We start from the raw sequence: 17,719 nt of genomic DNA, 5'->3' as shown, positions 1-17,719 counted from the left end.
ACCTCTACGAGGACGTCGAGATCGCTCGGGAGGTTGCCCTGCGTTCAGGTGCGCGATGATGGAACGCCACCGAATGTGAACCTCAGGGAGAGCCCTTCATGGCACCGCGCATCCTGCTGGCCAGGCACGGCCAGACCGAATGGTCCCTGCTGGGCAAGCACACCGGCAGGACGGACATCCCTCTCATCGACGAGGGCCGGCGTGGCGCGAAGCTGCTGGGCGAACGGCTGCACCGGGCGCCGTGGTCGGACCTGGAGGGTGTCGAGGTCCGCACCAGTCCACTCGTACGGGCCAGCGAGACCTGCGCGCTCGCGGGCTTCGCGGACCGGGCCTCCGACTGGGGGGCGCTCATGGAGTGGAACTACGGGGCGTACGAGGGCCTGACCCAGGCGGAGATCCAGGCGGACCGGCCCGACTGGTTCATCTGGCGCGACGGGGTCCCGGACGGCGAGACGCTGGCCGACCTCGGCGCCCGCGCGGACAAGGTCATCGAATGGGCGCGCTCGGCCGACCGCGATGTGCTGGTCTTCGCGCACGGCCACATCCTGCGGGTGCTCGGCGCCCGCTGGCTGGGCCTGGACCCGTCCTTCGCGGCCCGTATCCGCCTGGACCCGACGAGCCTGTCGATCCTTGGCTGGGCCTACGGCTCCCCGGCGGTGGACCACTGGAACGACACGAGCCACCTGGAGGTCTGAGCCGCGACCGGGCCCCTGCGCCACGCCTTGCGACGAGGCCCCGGCCTTGTGCCCGGCGACGAAGTCCCGGCGCCACTCCCCACGACCGGGGCGCCTGCGCCCACGCCCGGCGACGAGCCCCCTGCGTCATGCCCTGCGGAGTGTCTCCGCATGCCGGTCCAGGAACGCCCCTACGCCTTCCGTACGCCGCTGCGGCAGCAGCACCCTCGCCGTGTCCGACAGCATCGACTGGATGCGCGAGGACTGCACCCCGTCCAGCAGGTCCAGCACCTGGTGGCCCGCCTCCGCCGCCTCGTCCGGCGCGCCCGCCCGCGCCAGGTCCGCCGCCAGTTCCGCCCGGTACAGCGCCAGGTTGCGCATGAAGCGGGGGTCCTGGAGCGCCGCCGCCCGGCGCGCGTGGCGGGCCGCCCGGGACCATTCGCCGAGCGCTGCCCAGCACTGTGCCTGGAGCGCCTCCAGCTCCGGCTCCGCGAAGAACGACATCCACTCCGGGTCCGCGTCCGAAGCACCCCGGTCGAAGTACGAGTGCGCCCGGGACAGCGACTGCTCGCAGCCCGCGCGCTCGCCGAGCCCCGCCCAGCCGCCCGCCTGGCGAAGTGAGAGAAGCGAGAGCAGTCGTGGCGAGGCCAGCTGCCGCGCGGCGCGCTCGCCCGCCTGCGCCGAGCGCACCGCCTCCCGGTACCGCCCCGCGTCCCGCGCCAGGAACGACGTATTGCAGAACGCGTGTGCCTCCAGCGCCGGGTCGCCCGCCACCCGAGCCGTCGCCAGAGCCTCCGCGTAGTGCGAGCGCGCATCGTCGAAGCGGCCCGAGTCATGGGCCAACCAGCCCACCGAGATGGCGAGTTCGCCCGCTCCGGTGTGCAGTCGGCCGGCGGTCGAGGCACGGGCCGTCGTCCCCGCGTCGAGCAGCGCGTACGCGGCCCGCAGCGGCTGCGCGGCCCGCCGGTAGAGACCGTCCGCGCCGTGCCGGTCGTCGAGCAGCCGGATCCGCCGTACCGCCTCTTCGACGGCGCTCACCTCCGCCTCGCCGACTCGCCGCTGATCGGGCACGGAACCGGAGATGCCGGGGCCGGGCCTGCCGGGTGCGGACCCGAGTCCGAACCCGAGGGACGCGGCCGCCACCGTGGCGGAGCCGCTCGTCATGAATGCGCGACGCAGCACGTCGCTCTCCTCGTCGATGTCGCTGTGACTGTTGCCGTCGAAGGGACAGAAGGGATGAGCCGGCGCATGCGGCCGGCGCCGGCCGCCCCGCACCTGTTCCCGCGCCGTGAAGCCCAGATCCGACAGCGTCAGACCGGGGAACATGTGCAGGAACACCCGCTCGTACGCGTAGTTCGGACAGCGGATCTCGCCGGCCTCGACGCGCCCGATGTAGCGGGCGTCGCACGAGACCTGCTCGCCGATCTCCCGAGCGGCCTTGCGTACCGCCGCCGCGAACTCGCCGGGTGAGCGCAGCCCGCGCAGCCCGCGGAAGGCGAGGTTGGGAACTGCCCGTGATGCCTGTGACGACGACGTCATGGCCGAGCCCTCTCTTGGTGCAGCCGTGTTCCGGCGGAGCAAGAACGTACCTGCTGTGACAGGCCGCGCACACAGAGTTTGGTTACAAAAGGGATATCTCCACCACGATCTGCCATGAACTGCCATCCTTTGCGGCGGCGTGCCGCCGTTGCCCTTGACGCGTACGGGCGTTGAACCATTCGGAGGCCCGCTACGTGTCTCCACTCGAGCGAGGAGGGATCCCCTTGTTGGAGGTCGGCATGGAGACCAGCGTCAACGGCGCCCCAAGGACGACTGCGACGACGGCGACGACTGCTCAGCACAGGCCCACCCAGGACAGCAGCGCACCACCCGGGGACGACGCCGTCGCCGGACCCTGTGATCTGGTGACCGTCCCCGCCCGGCAGGGCCTCGAGGCGGTGGACATCCTGCGCCGGGCGGACGCCCCGGCCGTCGGCCCGGTTCTTCATGACGGCGCCTGCGACACTCTCGGCTTCCTCGTGCCCCCCGGCACCGCAGACGGCTGGGACATGCCGGGCAGCGCCTGTACGCAGACGTCGGGACGCGGTCTGCGGATCCCGGCCGAGCCACCGGTCACCGGCAGCGGCTGGCTGCTGCCGCCGGACGACGCCGATCCGGTCACCGACCCCGCGGTCCTTCGCGAGGCGCTCGGCGAGGCGGCCCGCCTCATCGAGGCCGCCGACAACTGCAGCTGAGCCACGGCCGCCGCCAGGGCGTCCTTCCCGCTGAGCCCTGCGCGGGCAGCCCACCCGGATCGGTGCCGATAATGGGCTGATGGCAAAGAGCAAGCGGCGCGGCCGTACGGGCGGGGGCGGCAGCCCCGAACCCGTCGTCGAGCAGGTGGACGGCGGGCTGGCCGAGCTGATACCCGACCGCGAGCGCCCCCGTGCCTGGACGCTGGTCCTCGGCGGCGCGCCGCAGTCCCATGTCGACCTCGACGACCCTACGTATCTCTCCTTTGAGTACCAGCGCCGCCTCGGCCATATCGCCGATCTCGTCGCCCCGCCCGGCCGCCCTCTCCAGGTCGTCCATCTCGGCGGCGGAGCCTTCACGCTCGCCCGCTACATAGCCGCCACCCGCCCCCGATCCACCCAGCAGATCGTCGAGTTGGACGCGGCGCTGGTCCAACTGGTCCGCAGACAGCTGCCGCTGGATCCCGGTGCGCGCATACGAGTCCGGTCCTGCGACGCCCGCGACGGACTCGGGAAGATCCCCGACGGCTGGGCGGACCTGGTCATCGCCGATGTCTTCAGCGGCGCCCGCACACCCGCCCATCTGACCAGTACGGAGTTCCTCGCCGAGGTGCGAAGGGCCCTGAAACCGGGCGGGCACTACACGGCGAACCTCGCCGACGGTCCGCCGCTCGCCCATATCCGCGCCCAGGTCGCCACCGCCGCCACCGTCTTCCCCGAACTCGCGCTCGCCGCGGACCCGACCGTGCTGCGCGCCCGCCGCTTCGGCAACGCCGTGCTGCTCGCCTCGGACGTACCGCTGCCCGTCGCCGAACTGACCCGCCGCGTCGCGAGCGATCCGCACCCCGGCCGGGTCGAACACGGAAGGGCGCTCGCCGACTTCACGGGCGGCGCGGCCGCGGTCACCGACGCGAGCGCCAAGCCCTCACCCGTACCGCCACCGGCCGTGTTCCGCTAGCGCTCGTCGAACTCGACCATCGGCGGATGGCCGTTCCAGGTGCAGAACACCGACGCCTCGCGGCCGTTCTGAGTGAAGGTCACCCGGATCCACTCCGGCTGCTTCCACACCTGCATCTGCCAGCCCGCGTCCGGGGTCGCCGACACCAGCTCCGCCGAGACCTCGCCGATGTCGAAGACGACCCGGCCGCCGTCGACTGTGTAGCTCTTCACATTCCCGGATGCCGGCGTCGAAGAGGGCGACGGCGGCTTCGCCTTGCTCGGCTTCGGGGCGGGAGACGTGGCGGACGGCTTACGGCTCTTCTCCGGCGCGGACGGGTTCGACGCCGAGGGAGTCGGCGGCCGTTGCGTGGAGGAGGACTGCGGCCTCGCTCCCTGCTGGGTGGCGCTGTCCGCGCTGATCGGCAGCGCGCGCGGCCGGTCGTACGCCGTCCCGGACATGACGGTATGAACGCCCCACCAGGACAGCGTCACCGCCGCGCCGGTGGACAGCGACCACGCCATGGCATGTACGAGTCCTCGGTGCATCCCGGCCATACTGCACCACGCGCCCCACGTCTGTCCTTAGGGGGACCCAGGTCCTCCGAATGGCGTACGGTGCCGCCCATGGCAAGTGTGCTCGTGGTCGAGGACGACCAGTTCGTGCGCTCCGCCCTCATCCGGCACTTGACCGAGGCCTCCCACACGGTACGGAGCGTCGGCACGGCCCTCGAGGCGCTGCGCGAGGTGGCCCATTTCCGCTTCGACGTCGTCATTCTCGACCTCGGCCTGCCCGATCTGGACGGGGCCGAGGCGCTGAAGATGCTGCGCGGTATCACCGACGTGCCGGTCATCATCGCCACCGCGCGCGACGACGAGGCGGAGATCGTCCGGCTGCTCAACGACGGCGCCGACGACTACCTCATCAAACCCTTCTCGGTTGAGCATCTTTCGGCGCGAATGTCCGCCGTGCTGCGCCGTTCGCGCGCCGCCGCCGGAGAGGCCGCGCCCTCGCGCGTCATCCAGGTCGGCGGGCTCTCCATCGATCCGCTGCGCCGTCAGGCCGAGCTGGACGGCGCCGCCCTCGACCTGACCCGCCGCGAGTTCGACCTGCTGGCCTTCCTGGCCGGGCGGCCCGGTGTGGTCGTACCGCGCAAGGAACTCCTCGCCGAGGTCTGGCAGCAGAGTTACGGCGACGACCAGACCATCGACGTACATCTGTCGTGGCTGCGGCGGAAACTGGGCGAAACGGCGGCCAGGCCCCGCTACCTTCACACCCTGCGCGGAGTCGGCGTCAAGCTGGAGCCGCCGATCGGACCACAGCCGGGCGGTCAGCAGCCGGGCGGAGCACAGCCGAACGGACACCGGCCATGAGATGGGCGCTCGTCAAGGTCTCCCTGGCCGTCACGGCGATGGTCGTGGTGGCCTTCGCCGTGCCGCTGGGGCTCGTTGTCCAGGAGATGGCCAGGGACAGGGCCTTCTCCAACGCCGAGCGGCAGGCCGCCGCCATCGGCCCCACCCTCTCCATCACCGCCGACCGCGATCCGCTGGAGCGGGCTGTCATGTCCACTCAGGCCGGTGCGGCCGGGCGGATGGCCGTGCACATTCCGGCCGCCGCCGATGCGGGCAGCCCGCCGGTCGACATCGGCACCCGCCGGGCCGCACAGGACGACCTGGAGACCACGCAGCGGCTCGGCCGGGCCTCCATCACCGAGGTCACCGGCGGCTCCGCGCTGCTCCAGCCGACCGCCATCAGCACCGGCCAGATCGCCGTCGTCGAGGTCTTCGTGCCCGAGGGTGAGGTCTCCAACGGCGTCGACACCGCCTGGCTGGTGCTCGCCGGCGTCGGCATCGCGCTGATAGTCGGCTCGGTCGCCGTCGCCGACCGGCTCGGCGTCCGGATGGTGCAGCCCGCCCAGCGGCTCGCGGGCGCCGCGCACGATCTGGGCGAGGGAAAGCTCGGCGCGCGCGTCCCGGAGGAGGGGCCGACCGAGCTGCGCTCCGCCGCCATAGCCTTCAACTCCATGGCCGATCAGGTGGTCCAGCTCCTCGCCAACGAGCGTGAGCTGGCGGCCGATCTGTCGCATCGGCTGCGTACGCCGCTCACCGTGCTGCGCCTCAACGCGGCCTCACTCGGCGACGGCCCGGCCGCCGACCAGACCCGGGCCGCCGTTGCCCAGCTCGAGCGCGAGGTCGACACGATCATCCGTACGGCGCGGGATGCCAAACCACAGACCGCGGCAATCGGTCCCGGTGCCGGCTGTGACGCGTCGGAGGTCGTCCGGGAGCGGATGGACTTCTGGTCGGCGCTTGCGGAGGACGAGGGCCGCAAGGTACGGGTTGCGGGTGTCGACCGTCCCGTTCGCATCCCGGTCGCGCGACCCGAACTGGCCGCCGCGCTCGACGCTCTGCTCGGCAATGTCTTCCGGCACACGGCCGAGGGCACGGCGTTCTCGGTCGACGTCCACAACAGCGAGGACGCGGTGATCGTCCTGGTCTCGGACGCGGGTCCCGGCATCGCCGACCCGGAGGCGGCGATGGCCCGCGGCAACAGCGGCGGCAGGGACGGCTCGACGGGCCTCGGCCTGGACATCGTGCGCAGGGTCGCGGAGTCGACGGGCGGGGACGTGCGGATCGGCAGCTCGGTGCTCGGTGGCACGGAGATACGGATCTGGATCGGGCTCGACGGCCGGGAGGGCGCGGGCGGTGAGCGCAGGCGCGGCCACCGAGGGACGGTCAAGCGCCGCAAGCGCGTGGGCCTGGCGCGGTGACCGGGATGCGTGACCGCGAGGCGTGACCTCGCTGCGCGTCCGGGCCCGTCCGGCAGCCGGTTCAGCACCTGACGACCTGCTGAGTGGTCTCGACCATTAATCCGTTCCGATGCCTCCCTTAAGGGCGTCCTAAATAGCTCAACCTCCGCCCCGAACCGGTCATTTGTCCGTTTCCGGGTCGCTAGCGTGCTGCCACACCCCCCACTCCCGTAACGCAGAGGCAGGCAGCAATGGGCAGCACCACGCACCGGCGCAGGGCGAGCGGCAGGACCAAGGCGGTCGGCGCGATCGTCGCGGCCGCGGTGATCGGTGGCGCGGCGTTCGCGCTCACCGGCACGGCCCAAGCCGCCGCGGTAGGCGCCGCGTACACCAAGACCAGCTCCTGGAACGGTGGATACACCGGCCAGTACGTCATCACCAATGACACCGGCAAGGCACAGTCGGGGTGGACGCTCGAATTCGATCTGCCCACGGGAACCACGATCGGTTCGCTCTGGAACGGTGAGCACACGGTCAAGGGGCAGCACGTCACCGTGACGCCCGCGAGCTGGAACAAGGAGCTCGCGCCCGGCAAGTCGGTCACCGTCGGCTTCGTGACCTCCGCGAGTGGTACGGCGACGGCCGGCGACCCGACCTCCTGCACGATCGACAAGGTCAAGTGTTCGGTCGACGACGGCGCGACGCCGCAGCCGAGCGGCCGGCCCACCGAGAACCCCACCCCCACCCCGACGGCGACCGCCACACCCACGCAGAAGCCCACCCCCACATCCACGCCCACCAACCCCACCCCGACGCCGACCGAGACCTCCGGAGGCGGCACCGCGTCGGGCGCCGGCTTCGCGCCGTACGTCGACACCTCGCTCTACCCGGCGTACGACCTGGTGGACACCGCGACCAAGGCCGGGATCAAGGAGTTCAACCTCGCCTTCATCACCTCCGGCGGCAGCTGCGCCCCGCTCTGGGGCGGAGTCACCGACCTCGCCAGTGACAAGGTGGCCTCCCAGATAGGCGCGCTGCGCGCCAAGGGCGGCGACGTCCGAGTCTCCTTCGGCGGCGCGGCGGGCTCCGAGCTCGGGCTCAAGTGCTCCTCCGCCGACGAGCTCGCCAAGGCGTACGGCAAGGTCATCGACGAGTACAAGCTCACCAAGGTCGACTTCGACATCGAGGGCGCGGCCCTGCCGGACACCGCCGCCAACACCCGCCGCTCGCAGGCGATCGCGCAGCTGCAGAAGTCCCACCCGGGGCTCGATGTCTCCTTCACGCTTCCGGTCATGCCCGAAGGTCTGACCCAGCCCGGCGTGGATCTGATCGCCGACGCCAAGAAGAACGGCGTGAAGGTCGACGCGGTCAACATCATGGCGATGGACTACGGGCCGGCGTACAGCGGTGACATGGGCGACTACGCGATCCAGGCCGCGACCGCGACCCAGGCGCAGATCAAGGGCGTGCTCGGTCTCTCCGAAGCCGCCGCGTGGAAGGCCGTCGCCGTCACGCCGATGATCGGCGTCAACGACGTCGCGACCGAGATCTTCAAGGTCGACGACGCCACTCAGCTGGTCGACTTCGCGAAGTCGAAGGGCCTCGGCTGGCTGGCGATGTGGTCCGCGGCCCGCGACAAGGCGTGCCCGGGCGGCGCGAAGAACACCGCGGACGCGACGTGCAGCTCGATCGTCCAGGACCCGCTGGCCTTCACGAAGGCGTTCGCCGCCTTCAAGTAGGCACCACGGATCCACCCGCCCCCCACCGCGCGTCCCGGCCGGCCTTCCCCCACCCCGGCCGGGACGCGTGCCCTTGCGGGGTCCTTCAGCGGCCGAGCACGGCGACGGCCCGGTCGAAGGCCGAGTCGCGACCCTTCGCGAACTCCTCCTCGGTGAAGACCGGTTCGGGCAGCTGCGGCGGGATTCCGGGGCCGTCGAACGTACCGCCCGACCGGGTCAGGAACTCCTCGTTCGGCAGCCGGATCTGCCAGCCTCCGGGCAGCTCGCGCTCCATCGCGTCGGAGAACACGCCCTGAGTGTTCTCGCCGATCCGTACGGTCCGGCCGGGCCGCTCCATCAGCGCCTGGGTGAAGGTCTCTCCGGCACTGATGGTGGAGCCTCCGGTCAGCACCGCGATCGGGCCGGTGTACCGGGGTGCGGCCGCGGGCCGTACGTACTGCGGCTGCGGGCGGGTGAACCGGCTCGCGTCGGCGGGGTCGTTACGGGCCCGCTTGGCGTAGGCGAAGTACGGGCGGCCGGTGAGGCGCCCGGCGAGCTGGAGCCCGAGCGAGTCGGAGCCGCCGCCGTTGATCCGCAGATCGATGATCAGGCCGCGCAGCCGGGCGGTGCTCGCTCGGGTGAAGATCGTGTCCAGGGTCTCGTCCAGCACGGCGCTGTTGGCGGCGAAGTCGTTCGCCTCGGCGTAGCCGCCGAAGCCGGAGATACGCAAGTATCCCTGGCCGCCGGGCAGTTCGGCGTATCCGATCCGGCCGCCCGCGAACTTCCTGAGCTTGGTGCCCAACAGATCGCGCTTCTCGATGTACGAGGTGACCTTGGTGTCCAGCGCCTCGCCGGGCATCTCGGTGCCGGGCCGGGTCGAGCCGAAGCGGCCGGTCTCGCCGGCGAGCACGGCGACATGCGCGTCATGCAGCGGTGAGACCATCTCCCGGAAGACCGCGAAGAGTTCTGCGTCGGTGGTGCGTGGGCCGATGTGGGGGCGGTAGCGGTCCCGGACCGCCTGCCAGTCGATGCCCTTGGCAGCGAAGAAGGGGTAGTTCTCCTCGAAGGTCTGCCAGAAGACGTCGAAGGCGGCCACCGGCCCGCCGGGCTTCTCCTTGAGGCAGTCTGCGGGCAGAGCGCCGATGCGCCGCAGACCGCGGTCGCCCGGTGAGCCGTCGATATGCATCGCGGCCCGGTCGGGACGGCCCGTGGACCGTACGGTGAAGACATCGCCGTGCGCGTTGGCGTACCGGGCGCCTCCCGCCTGCCCGCCCGCGCGCCCGGCCGAAACGCCCTTGATGCAGCTGACGCCGGTGACCTGGTACTCCTGCAGCCGGCTCCCGTCCAGCGAGAACACCTCGCCGTAGCCGTCGGCCTGCCACACACCGGCGGGCGGCTGCGGCGGCTGCGACGGCCGCGCGTCTGCGGGGGCGAGCGGCAGGGCCACGCTCGCGGTCACGGCCAGCAGCGCCGCCGCCGCGATCGTCCTGCAGATGGTGCCCGAACCACTCCTGAGCTGCATGATGGTGCCTTCCCCTTACGTCGTCCCACGTCGTCGATCACGTACCACCACGATCGACCGTCCGACCTGTCGGCGACATCCCGCTGTCCGGTCACTCCGGGGTGGGGAAAACCCCCACGACTTTTGAGTGATGCGTGGCGGCACTTCGTACTGATGGGCATGAGCGACACGGTTGCCCCGATCACTCCCATCACCGTCAAAACCCGCCAAGTCCCGCGCAAGGCCGCGTTCTTCGACGTGGGAGGCACGCTGGTGCGGCGGGCACTGTGGAACGAGCCCGGCCTCGCCGCGTATGTGCGGCACGCGGTGGCGGGCGATCTGATGGTGCTGGTCTCCAGCTCTCCGCTGCCCGTGGTGGCGCCGCTGGCCGCGCGCCTGGGCGCGGACGAGATGCTGACGTGCATGCGCGGCCGGGGGAAGGGGTACGCCGCGCGCACGCTGATGCGGGAGTACGGCTTCGACCCGGCGGACTGCTCGGCGTACGCGGACGAGGCGGCCGACCTCGCCCTGCTGACCGAGGTCGGCAATCCGGTGGTCGTGGGCGACGATCCGGTGCTGCTGCGTCGCGCCCGACGGAGTACGTGGCCAGTGCTCGGCGACGACTGAGGTCGCCGGCTCCGACGGGTCCTGGAATGTCGCCGGACCCCTTGGGTACAAGTATCGCCTCGTCACGGCCGTTGCCCCTCCAGCAGAGAGACAGTGTGTTGCGCTCACGTTGGCTTCCTGTACTCGCTCTGATCGTCTTCGCGGGAGTACTCCGCCCCGGTCCCGCTTCGGCAGCGACCCGCACCGAGGGCGAGAGGTTCTGGACGGCCGAGCGCATGGCGGACGCCGTACCCGTCGACTCGGACCGGTACGGGCCGGAGCGGGCGGAAGCGCCCGGCGGCACCAAACAGGGGACGTACTTCGGCGGCCTGCCGATGGTGGGCACGTTCTTCTACGACGGCAAGCCGTTCGGCGGCAGGGAGACGTCCTGCACGGGCAGCGTCGTCCACAGCCGCGGCAAGGATCTGGTCCTCACCGCCGGTCACTGCGCCATCGGCCTCAGGAGCGCCACGCACCCCGTCTTCGTACCGCAGTACCGCCACGGATCCTCCGCGGCCAACCAGCCCAGCGGCGTCTTCGAGGTGAAGCGGATCTTCGTGGACCCGAGGTACCGGCAGAACACCAAGCAGCCCGTTTCCGACCTGGACCTCGCCTTCGCGCAGCTCGCGCCGAACGGCAGGGGCAAGGCCGAGAACGTCACCGGTGCACTCACCTTCACCCGGGCGTCCGGCTATCGCCACACCGCCACCGTGATCGGTTATCCCGGCGGCGAAGACGTCAACAAGCAGCACCAGGCGTTCCGTTGCGATGTCAACACCTCCTCACTGCCTGGTTTCCGGCAGATGCGGATGGTCTGCGGCGGCTTCCACGGCGGGGTCTCCGGCGGTCCGTGGATCACTGACTACGACCCCCGGACCCGCACCGGCAAGGTCATCGGCAACACCGGCGGCTACAACGGCGGCGGCAACGACCAGAACGTCGACTGGATCACCTATTCGCCGCTCTACGGCGCGGACGCGCAGGCCCTCTTCAACGACGCCGTCGCGGGCACGAAGGACGCGGACATCAAGCGTCCGCCCTATGTGTCAGGCCTCGGGCAGCCCCGGTAGCCCCGGCAGCACTCCGGTCCGCGCCAGCGCTGCGTACCAGTGGGCGCTGGACTTGGGCGTACGGGTCAGGGTCTCGTAGTCGACGTAGACCGCGCCGAAGCGTTTGCCGTAGCCGTAGGACCACTCGAAGTTGTCGATCAGGGACCAGAGGAAGTAGCCGCGTACGTCGGCGCCGTCGGCGATCGCCCGGTGGACCGCCGAGAGATGGCCGTGCAGATAGCGGATGCGGTCGGGGTCGTGGACCGTACCGTCGGCGGCCGGCTTGTCGACGTACGCGGCACCGTTCTCGGTGATCACCAGCGGCAGTCCCGGCGCCTCGCGGGTGTAGTGGAGCAGCAGGTCGTAGAGCCCGGTCGGGTCGACCGACCAGCCCATCTCGGTGCGTTCGCCGGGCGGCTGGTGGAAGGAGACCGCGTCCGCGCCGGGCCACGGCGAGTGCTCGCTCGCGCCGTGGCCGTCGCTGCGCTCGCCGTGACTGTCAGTGGCGTCCGATACAACTGCAGGTGCGTAATAGTTCAGTCCGAGCGAGTCCAGGGGGTGCTTGATGACGGCCAGGTCGTCGCCGTGGACGAAGGACCAGTCGGTCAGGGCCGCCGTGTCCGCGAACAGATCCTGCGGATACGCGCCCTTGAGCAGCGGGCCCGCGAAGATCCGGTTCGCGAGCGCGTCTATACGGCGCCGGGCGTCCAGGTCACCGGGGCTCTGGCTCCTCGCCCTGACGACACTCGGGTTGAGGCTGATGGAGAGCTTCGCGCCGGCGGGGAGTACGGAGCGCAGCGCCTGGGCGGCCAGGCCGTGGCCCAGGTTGAGATGGTGGGCGGCACGCAGGGCGGCGACCGGATCGGTGCGGCCGGGTGCGTGGACCCCAGAGCCGTATCCGAGGAAGGCGCTGCACCAGGGCTCGTTGAGGGTGGTCCACATATCGACACGGTCGCCGAGCGCCTCCGCGACGATACGGGCGTAGTCGGCGAAGCGCTGCGCGGTGTCCCGCTCCGGCCAGCCGCCCGCCGCCTCCAGTTCCTGCGGCAGATCCCAGTGGTAGAGGGTGAGCACGGGACGGATGCCGTGGTCGAGCAGATCGTCGACGAGGCCGCGGTAGAAGTCGAGGCCGCGCTGGACGCCGGGGCCACGGCCGGTGGGCTGCACGCGCGGCCACGAGACCGAGAAGCGGTACGCGTTGACGCCGAGGCCGGCCATCAGCTCGACGTCCTCGGCCCGGCGGTGGAAGTGGTCGACGGCCGTGTCCCCGGTGTCACCGCCCTCCACCTTGCCCGGCGTATGGCTGAAGGTGTCCCAGATCGACGGGGTGCGGCCGCCTTCGCCTACCGCGCCCTCGATCTGGTACGCGGCGGTGGCGGTGCCCCACAGGAAGGCGGGAGGAAAGGTCACAGGCCTGACAGACATGGGTGTGCTCCCAGCATGTGTGTGGATACGGGACTGTGAGGAGGCGTCAGCCCTTGACCGCGCCCTGCATGATGCCGCCGACGATGTGCTTGCCGAAGACGACGAAGGCGATCAGCAGCGGCAGCGTGCCCAGCAGCGCGCCGGCCATGATCACCGACTGGTCGGGGATATAGCCGCGGCCGAGTCCGGTCAGCGCCACCTGCACGGTGGGGTTGCCGTTCTGGGTCAGCGCGATGATCGGCCAGAAGAAGTCGTTCCAGGCCATCACGAACGTCAGCATGCCCAACACCGCCATCGCGGGGCGGGCCGCCGGGAAGACGACATGCCACACCACGCGCCAGCTGTTCGCGCCGTCCACCCGGGCCGCCTCGATCAGCTCGGTGGGCAGCGCCTCGATCAGGTACTGCCGCATGAAGAACACCCCGAAGGCGCTGACCAGGGTGGGCAGGACGACGGACTGCAGCTGATCCGTCCAGGACAGCTCGGCGATCAGCATGTACAGCGGTACGACGCTGAGCTGCGGCGGCACCATCATCGTGCCGATCACCAGCAGCAGCAGGAGGTTCTTGAAGCGGAAGCGGAGTTTGGCGAAGGCGAAGCCGGCGAGCGTGGAGAAGACCACGGTCCCGGTCGCGACCGACCCGGCGACGATCGTCGTATTGAGCAGGGCGGTGCCCATATTGGCGTCGGTCCAGGCGATCTCGAGATTCCCCAGGAGATTGCCGCCGAACCAGAACGGCGGGGGAGTCCGGGCGAGCCGGGAGCTGTTGCGGGAAGCCGCGATCGCTGTCCACACCAGCGGAAAGAGCGAGCCGGCAGTGAACACGATCAGTACGGCATGGGTGATCCGGCCACCGTGGAGCCGGCGTCCGGCACGTCTGGCGCTGAACATCTCGTCCCCCTACGCGCTCTTGCTCAGACGGCGGGCGAGCAGCCAGTTCACCGCGCCGATCACCAGCAGGATCAGGAACATCGCCCAGGCGATCGCCGAGGCCCGGCCGAGGTGGAGATTGACCCAGCCCTGCTCGTACAGATAGAGACCGAGGGTCTGGAACTGGTGGTCGGCTCCACCGGTCGCGCCCGCACTGCCGTTGAACAGCAGCGGCTCACCGAACAGTTGGGTCGCGCCGATCGTCGAGACCACACAGGTGAACAGGATGGTCGGCCGCAGCGAAGGGACCGTGACATGGATGAACTGCTGCCGGCGCGAGGCACCGTCCAGCGCGGCCGACTCGTACAGGTCATTCGGGATGGACTGCATCGCGGCGAGGTAGATCAGCGCGTTGTACCCCGTCCACCGCCAGATCACGATGGTGGAGACGGCCAGCTGGGAGGTCCATTCGCCGTTCTGCCAGTCGACGTTGTCGAAACCGGCCAGCCCCAGCGTCCAGTTGATCATCCCGTAGTCGCGTCCGAAGAGGAGCACGAAGACGAGCGTCGCCGCGGCCACCGAAGTGGCGTAGGGAGTCAGCGCGGCGACCCGGAAGAACATCGAGCCGCGCAGCCGGTAGTTGAGCAGATGCGCGATGCCCAGCGCCATCAGCAGTTGCGGCACCGTGGAGATCAGCCCGATGGTGACGGTGTTCCGCAGCGCGTTCCAGAAGAACTCGTCCTCGAGCAGCCGCGAGAAGTTCCGCAGCCCCACCCACTCCATGTCGGTGGGCGCCGTCAGCTCCACCCGGTGCAGCGAGGCCCAGCCGGTGTAGAGCAGCGGGAAGAGCCCGAAAGCCAGGAAGAAGACGAAGAACGGCATGACAAAGGCGTACGGGCTCCACTTCACGTCCAGCCGGTAACGGCGGCTGCGCCGGGCGCGGCGCCGCTCCTCGGCCGCGGACGGCGCCGGGGCGAGCGGCGGGGCCGCGCCCTCCTCCCCCGGGGAGGGCGCGGCGGCTACCGCCGTGGTGCTGTGTCCTGCCGGGGGACGCTCCCCGGGCCCCAGCATGCTCATGCTCACTGGTCCAGAGCGTTGTCGATCGCCTTCACAGCCGCGTTCCAGCCCTCCTTGGACGAACGGCCCTTCTGGTCGACCTGGAGCATGCCGATGTCCGCCAGGTTCTGCGCGATGATCAGATCCTTCGGCCCGATGATCTGGACCGGCACACCCTCGGCGGCCTCGGAGAAGATCTGCCCGATGGGCGCGCCCCCGAAGTAGGTGTGCTTGGCGCCGGAGACGGCAGGCAGGGAGTACGCGGCCTTGGCGCTCGGGAAGCTGCCGCGCTTGGCGAAGAGCTTCGCCTGCTGCTCGGGCGCGGTCAGCCAGGCTGCGAGCTTCGCCGCCTCGGCCTTGTTCTTGCCGGCTTCGGGGACGGTCAGGAACGAGCCGCCCCAGTTGCTGGGCTTCGGCGCCGCGGCCACGTCCCACTTGTCCTTGCCCGGCGCCCCGGCCTTGTCCTGGATATAACCGAGCATCCAGGCCGGGCAGGAGACGGTCGCGAAGGTGCCGTTCGCATAGCCCTGGTCCCAGGCGGGTGTGAACTGCTGGAGCTTGCCGGTGAGGCCCTCCGTCGCGAACGCCGCGGCGATGTCCCAGGCCTGCTTCACGGACGGGTTGGTCTTGTAGACGACCTTGCCGTCCTTGTCGTAGAAGCGGTTCTCGTTGCTGCCGGTTATCGCCGCCATCACGCCGGACGCGGAGTCCACGAACGCCGTACCCTTCGGCGCCTTGGCCTTGAACTGCTTGCCCGCGTCCAGGTACTTGTTCCAGTCGCCGGCCCACAGTCTGCCGACCGCCTCACGGTCGGTGGGCAGTCCGGCCTTGGCGAAGAGGTCCTTGCGGTAGCAGATGCCCTGCGGCCCGATGTCGGTGCCCAGCGCGATCGTCCTGCCGTCCTTGGTGGTGGCCTGCGCCAGCTTCCACGGCAGGAACGCGTCCTTCTGGACCCCGTCGGTCCTGCCCAGGTCGACGAGCTTGCCGGCCTGAGTGGCGGTTATCTCGGCGATGTTGTTGACCTCGACGGCCTGGATGTCTGCCAGTCCGCTGCCGCTGCCCAGATGCGTCAGCAGCTGCGGGTAGTAGTTCTCGTTCCGCTCGATCGAGGTCTGCTTGATCACGATGTTCTTGTTGAGCTTCATGTACTCGTCGTAGAGGCCGGCCTCCTTGAGGCCGAACGCGCCGAAGACCCCGACGGTGAGCGTGGTTGTGCCCTTGCCACCACCGCCCCCGCCGGCCTTCGAGGAACTGCCGGCGGGTTCGTCGCTGTCCTTCGCACAGCCGGCCAGCAGACCGGCGCCGAGCGCGGTGACGACCGCGAGGATTACTGCCCTGCGCATTGCGTCCTCCTTGTGCCCTGACGTGCCGACCTCCCGGCCAACCGGCTTGCAGCGCCGTTGTGTTGACGTTCTGCGGCTCGGGCGGGGAACGTGCGGGTTGTGTATGAGTCAGGTACGGTGGGAGCGCTCCCATATGTGATGTGTTGAAGGGTCGCGGCTCCCTGAGGGGGTGTCAAGGCACCCGACGCGTTATGTTCTCGGCCTGGGAAGCCTGGGGAGGCGGCATGGTGTCTCGGACAATCCGTACGCGCAGCGGCGGGCGTCGCACGGGCAGGCCGACCCTCGAAGAGGTGGCGGCACGCGCCGGAGTCGGCCGGGGCACGGTCTCGCGCGTGATCAACGGCTCGCCACGCGTCAGCGACCGCACCCGTGCCGCCGTCGAGGCGGCCGTCGCCGAACTCGGTTACGTACCCAATCGCGCCGCCCGCGCGCTCGCCGCCAACCGGACCGACGCCATCGCGCTCGTCGTCCCGGAGCCGGAGGACCGGTTCTTCGCGGAGCCGTACTTCTCCGAGATGGTCCGCGGCGTCGGCGCGGCCCTTGCCGACACGGAGATGCAGCTGCTGCTCACGCTGGCCGGCAGCGACCGCGAGCGCCGCCGGCTGGCCACGTATCTGGCCGCACACCGTGTGGACGGCGTCCTGCTGGTCTCGGTGCACGCCGACGATCCGATCCCCGACATGCTCGAGCAGCTCTCCATCCCGGCCGTCATCAGTGGCCGCAGGTCCGGGCGCGAGACGCTCGCCGCGGTCGACTCCGACAACTTCGAGGGCGCGCGCAGTGCGGTCGCCCACCTGCTGGCGCGCGGTCGCCGCACCATCGGGACGATCACCGGACGCCTCGACGTGTACGGCGCCCAGTGCCGGCTCGACGGCTACCGCGCCGCCCTGGAGGCGGCGGGGAAGGCCCGCGAGGCCCGGCTGACGGCCCCCGCCGACTTCACCGAGGAGGGTGGCCGCCGCGCGATGCGGGAGCTCCTGGAGCGCTGCCCGGACCTGGACGCGGTCTTCGCGGCCTCGGACGTGATGGCGGCAGGTGCGCGCCATGTACTGCGGGAGGCGGGCCGCCGGATACCGGACGATGTGGCGCTCGTCGGCTTCGACGACTCGGCCGTGGCGCGCCATATGGATCCGGCGCTCACCAGCGTCCGTCAGCCGATCGAGGAGATGGGCCGCACCATGGCCCGGGTGCTGCTCCAGGAGATAAAGAGCGGCTCGGCGGAGCGGCCGCAGATCGTGCTCCCGACGGAGCTGGTCGTACGCGAGTCGTCGTAGACCAGGCGGACAGGTCACGCGGGGAGACCACTCGGGGGACGGAGATCACCCGCGAACGAAGATCATCCATGGGCGGGGATCATGCGGGGATGAAGATCACGCGCGCAGAAATGATCAAGGGCCCCGGTCCGAAGACCGGGGCCCTTGATCATTCAGGGTGAGTAACGGGACTCGAACCCGCGACATCCTGGACCACAACCAGGTGCTCTACCAGCTGAGCTATACCCACCACGACCGGTCTTTCTCCCGACCGGCCGAGAAAAAGTGTACAGGGTCGGAGAGGGT

At 70.4% G+C, this 17,719-nt stretch carries 16 protein-coding genes and 1 tRNA gene; 9 read left to right on the top strand and 8 right to left on the bottom strand.

Annotation, left to right across the window (positions count from 1 at the left end):
- Positions 1 to 98: 98 nt before the first annotated feature.
- Positions 99 to 695 (top strand): histidine phosphatase family protein, encoded by a 597-nt coding sequence (locus OG966_RS14740; protein WP_326650071.1) that lies wholly within the window; start codon positions 99 to 101, stop codon positions 693 to 695.
- A 126-nt stretch (positions 696 to 821) separates the two neighbouring features.
- Here the strand turns inward: OG966_RS14740 and OG966_RS14735 are convergent, their stop codons facing one another.
- On the bottom strand, positions 822 to 2,213 hold the full coding sequence (locus OG966_RS14735; RefSeq protein ID WP_326650070.1) for a tetratricopeptide repeat protein: 1,392 nt from the start codon (positions 2,211 to 2,213) through the stop codon (positions 822 to 824).
- Between the two features lie 239 nt (positions 2,214 to 2,452).
- On the opposite strand from OG966_RS14735, the gene OG966_RS14730 reads away from it, so the two are divergent.
- A complete protein-coding gene (locus OG966_RS14730) occupies positions 2,453 to 2,908 on the top strand; it encodes a hypothetical protein (RefSeq protein ID WP_326650069.1) in 456 nt (151 codons plus the stop codon).
- Positions 2,909 to 2,987: 79 nt separating this feature from the next.
- On the top strand, positions 2,988 to 3,863 hold the full coding sequence (locus tag OG966_RS14725) for a spermidine synthase (RefSeq protein ID WP_326650067.1): 876 nt from the start codon (positions 2,988 to 2,990) through the stop codon (positions 3,861 to 3,863).
- On the opposite strand, the gene OG966_RS14720 is transcribed toward OG966_RS14725, so the two are convergent.
- Positions 3,860 to 4,399, bottom strand: a complete 540-nt coding sequence (locus OG966_RS14720; RefSeq protein WP_326650066.1) for a hypothetical protein — start codon at positions 4,397 to 4,399, stop codon at positions 3,860 to 3,862. The genes OG966_RS14725 and OG966_RS14720 overlap by 4 nt on opposite strands.
- A 69-nt stretch (positions 4,400 to 4,468) precedes the next feature.
- Here OG966_RS14720 and OG966_RS14715 point away from each other — a divergent pair, with 69 nt between their 5' ends.
- The 3 genes from OG966_RS14715 (at position 4,469) to OG966_RS14705 (ending at position 8,330) form a co-directional block, all read left to right on the top strand.
- Positions 4,469 to 5,215 (top strand): response regulator transcription factor, encoded by a 747-nt coding sequence (locus OG966_RS14715; protein WP_326650065.1) that lies wholly within the window; start codon positions 4,469 to 4,471, stop codon positions 5,213 to 5,215.
- On the top strand, positions 5,212 to 6,612 hold the full coding sequence (locus OG966_RS14710) for a sensor histidine kinase (RefSeq protein WP_326650064.1): 1,401 nt from the start codon (positions 5,212 to 5,214) through the stop codon (positions 6,610 to 6,612). Before OG966_RS14715 ends, OG966_RS14710 begins: the two co-directional genes overlap by 4 nt.
- A gap of 230 nt (positions 6,613 to 6,842) precedes the next feature.
- A complete protein-coding gene (locus OG966_RS14705) occupies positions 6,843 to 8,330 on the top strand; it encodes a glycoside hydrolase family 18 protein (protein ID WP_326650063.1) in 1,488 nt (495 codons plus the stop codon).
- An 85-nt stretch (positions 8,331 to 8,415) separates the two neighbouring features.
- On the opposite strand, the gene OG966_RS14700 is transcribed toward OG966_RS14705, so the two are convergent.
- A complete protein-coding gene (locus tag OG966_RS14700) occupies positions 8,416 to 9,831 on the bottom strand; it encodes a S41 family peptidase (protein WP_326650061.1) in 1,416 nt (471 codons plus the stop codon).
- Positions 9,832 to 9,990: 159 nt separating this feature from the next.
- Here OG966_RS14700 and OG966_RS14695 point away from each other — a divergent pair, with 159 nt between their 5' ends.
- Both OG966_RS14695 and OG966_RS14690 read left to right on the top strand, forming a co-directional pair.
- Positions 9,991 to 10,437 carry an HAD family hydrolase gene (locus tag OG966_RS14695; RefSeq protein ID WP_326650060.1) on the top strand — a complete coding sequence of 149 codons (447 nt, stop codon included), beginning with the start codon at positions 9,991 to 9,993 and terminating at the stop codon, positions 10,435 to 10,437.
- A gap of 95 nt (positions 10,438 to 10,532) precedes the next feature.
- Positions 10,533 to 11,486, top strand: a complete 954-nt coding sequence (locus tag OG966_RS14690; protein WP_326650059.1) for a trypsin-like serine protease — start codon at positions 10,533 to 10,535, stop codon at positions 11,484 to 11,486.
- Here the strand turns inward: OG966_RS14690 and OG966_RS14685 are convergent.
- From OG966_RS14685 to OG966_RS14670, 4 genes are read right to left on the bottom strand one after another with little or no spacing between them, the layout of a single operon-like run.
- Positions 11,463 to 12,890 carry a GH1 family beta-glucosidase gene (locus tag OG966_RS14685; protein ID WP_326650058.1) on the bottom strand — a complete coding sequence of 476 codons (1,428 nt, stop codon included), beginning with the start codon at positions 12,888 to 12,890 and terminating at the stop codon, positions 11,463 to 11,465. The two genes, OG966_RS14690 and OG966_RS14685, sit on opposite strands and share 24 nt — an antisense overlap.
- A 46-nt stretch (positions 12,891 to 12,936) precedes the next feature.
- Positions 12,937 to 13,782, bottom strand: a complete 846-nt coding sequence (locus OG966_RS14680; RefSeq protein ID WP_326650057.1) for a carbohydrate ABC transporter permease — start codon at positions 13,780 to 13,782, stop codon at positions 12,937 to 12,939.
- A 9-nt stretch (positions 13,783 to 13,791) separates the two neighbouring features.
- Positions 13,792 to 14,838 carry a carbohydrate ABC transporter permease gene (locus OG966_RS14675; protein WP_326650056.1) on the bottom strand — a complete coding sequence of 349 codons (1,047 nt, stop codon included), beginning with the start codon at positions 14,836 to 14,838 and terminating at the stop codon, positions 13,792 to 13,794.
- 2 nt (positions 14,839 to 14,840) lie between these two features.
- A complete protein-coding gene (locus OG966_RS14670) occupies positions 14,841 to 16,160 on the bottom strand; it encodes an ABC transporter substrate-binding protein (protein ID WP_326650055.1) in 1,320 nt (439 codons plus the stop codon).
- 224 nt (positions 16,161 to 16,384) lie between these two features.
- On the opposite strand from OG966_RS14670, the gene OG966_RS14665 reads away from it, so the two are divergent.
- Entirely contained in the window at positions 16,385 to 17,434 is a 1,050-nt protein-coding gene (locus OG966_RS14665) for a LacI family DNA-binding transcriptional regulator (protein ID WP_326650054.1), read from the top strand.
- Positions 17,435 to 17,590: 156 nt separating this feature from the next.
- On the opposite strand, the gene OG966_RS14660 is transcribed toward OG966_RS14665, so the two are convergent.
- Positions 17,591 to 17,663 (bottom strand) — tRNA-His (locus tag OG966_RS14660).
- Positions 17,664 to 17,719: the final 56 nt, after the last annotated feature.

Source organism: Streptomyces sp. NBC_01750, from assembly GCF_035918095.1.
Lineage (GTDB): Bacteria > Actinomycetota > Actinomycetes > Streptomycetales > Streptomycetaceae > Streptomyces.
Note: the sequence above shows the minus strand (reverse complement) of the source record. Positions and strands in the feature narration are given on the sequence as shown.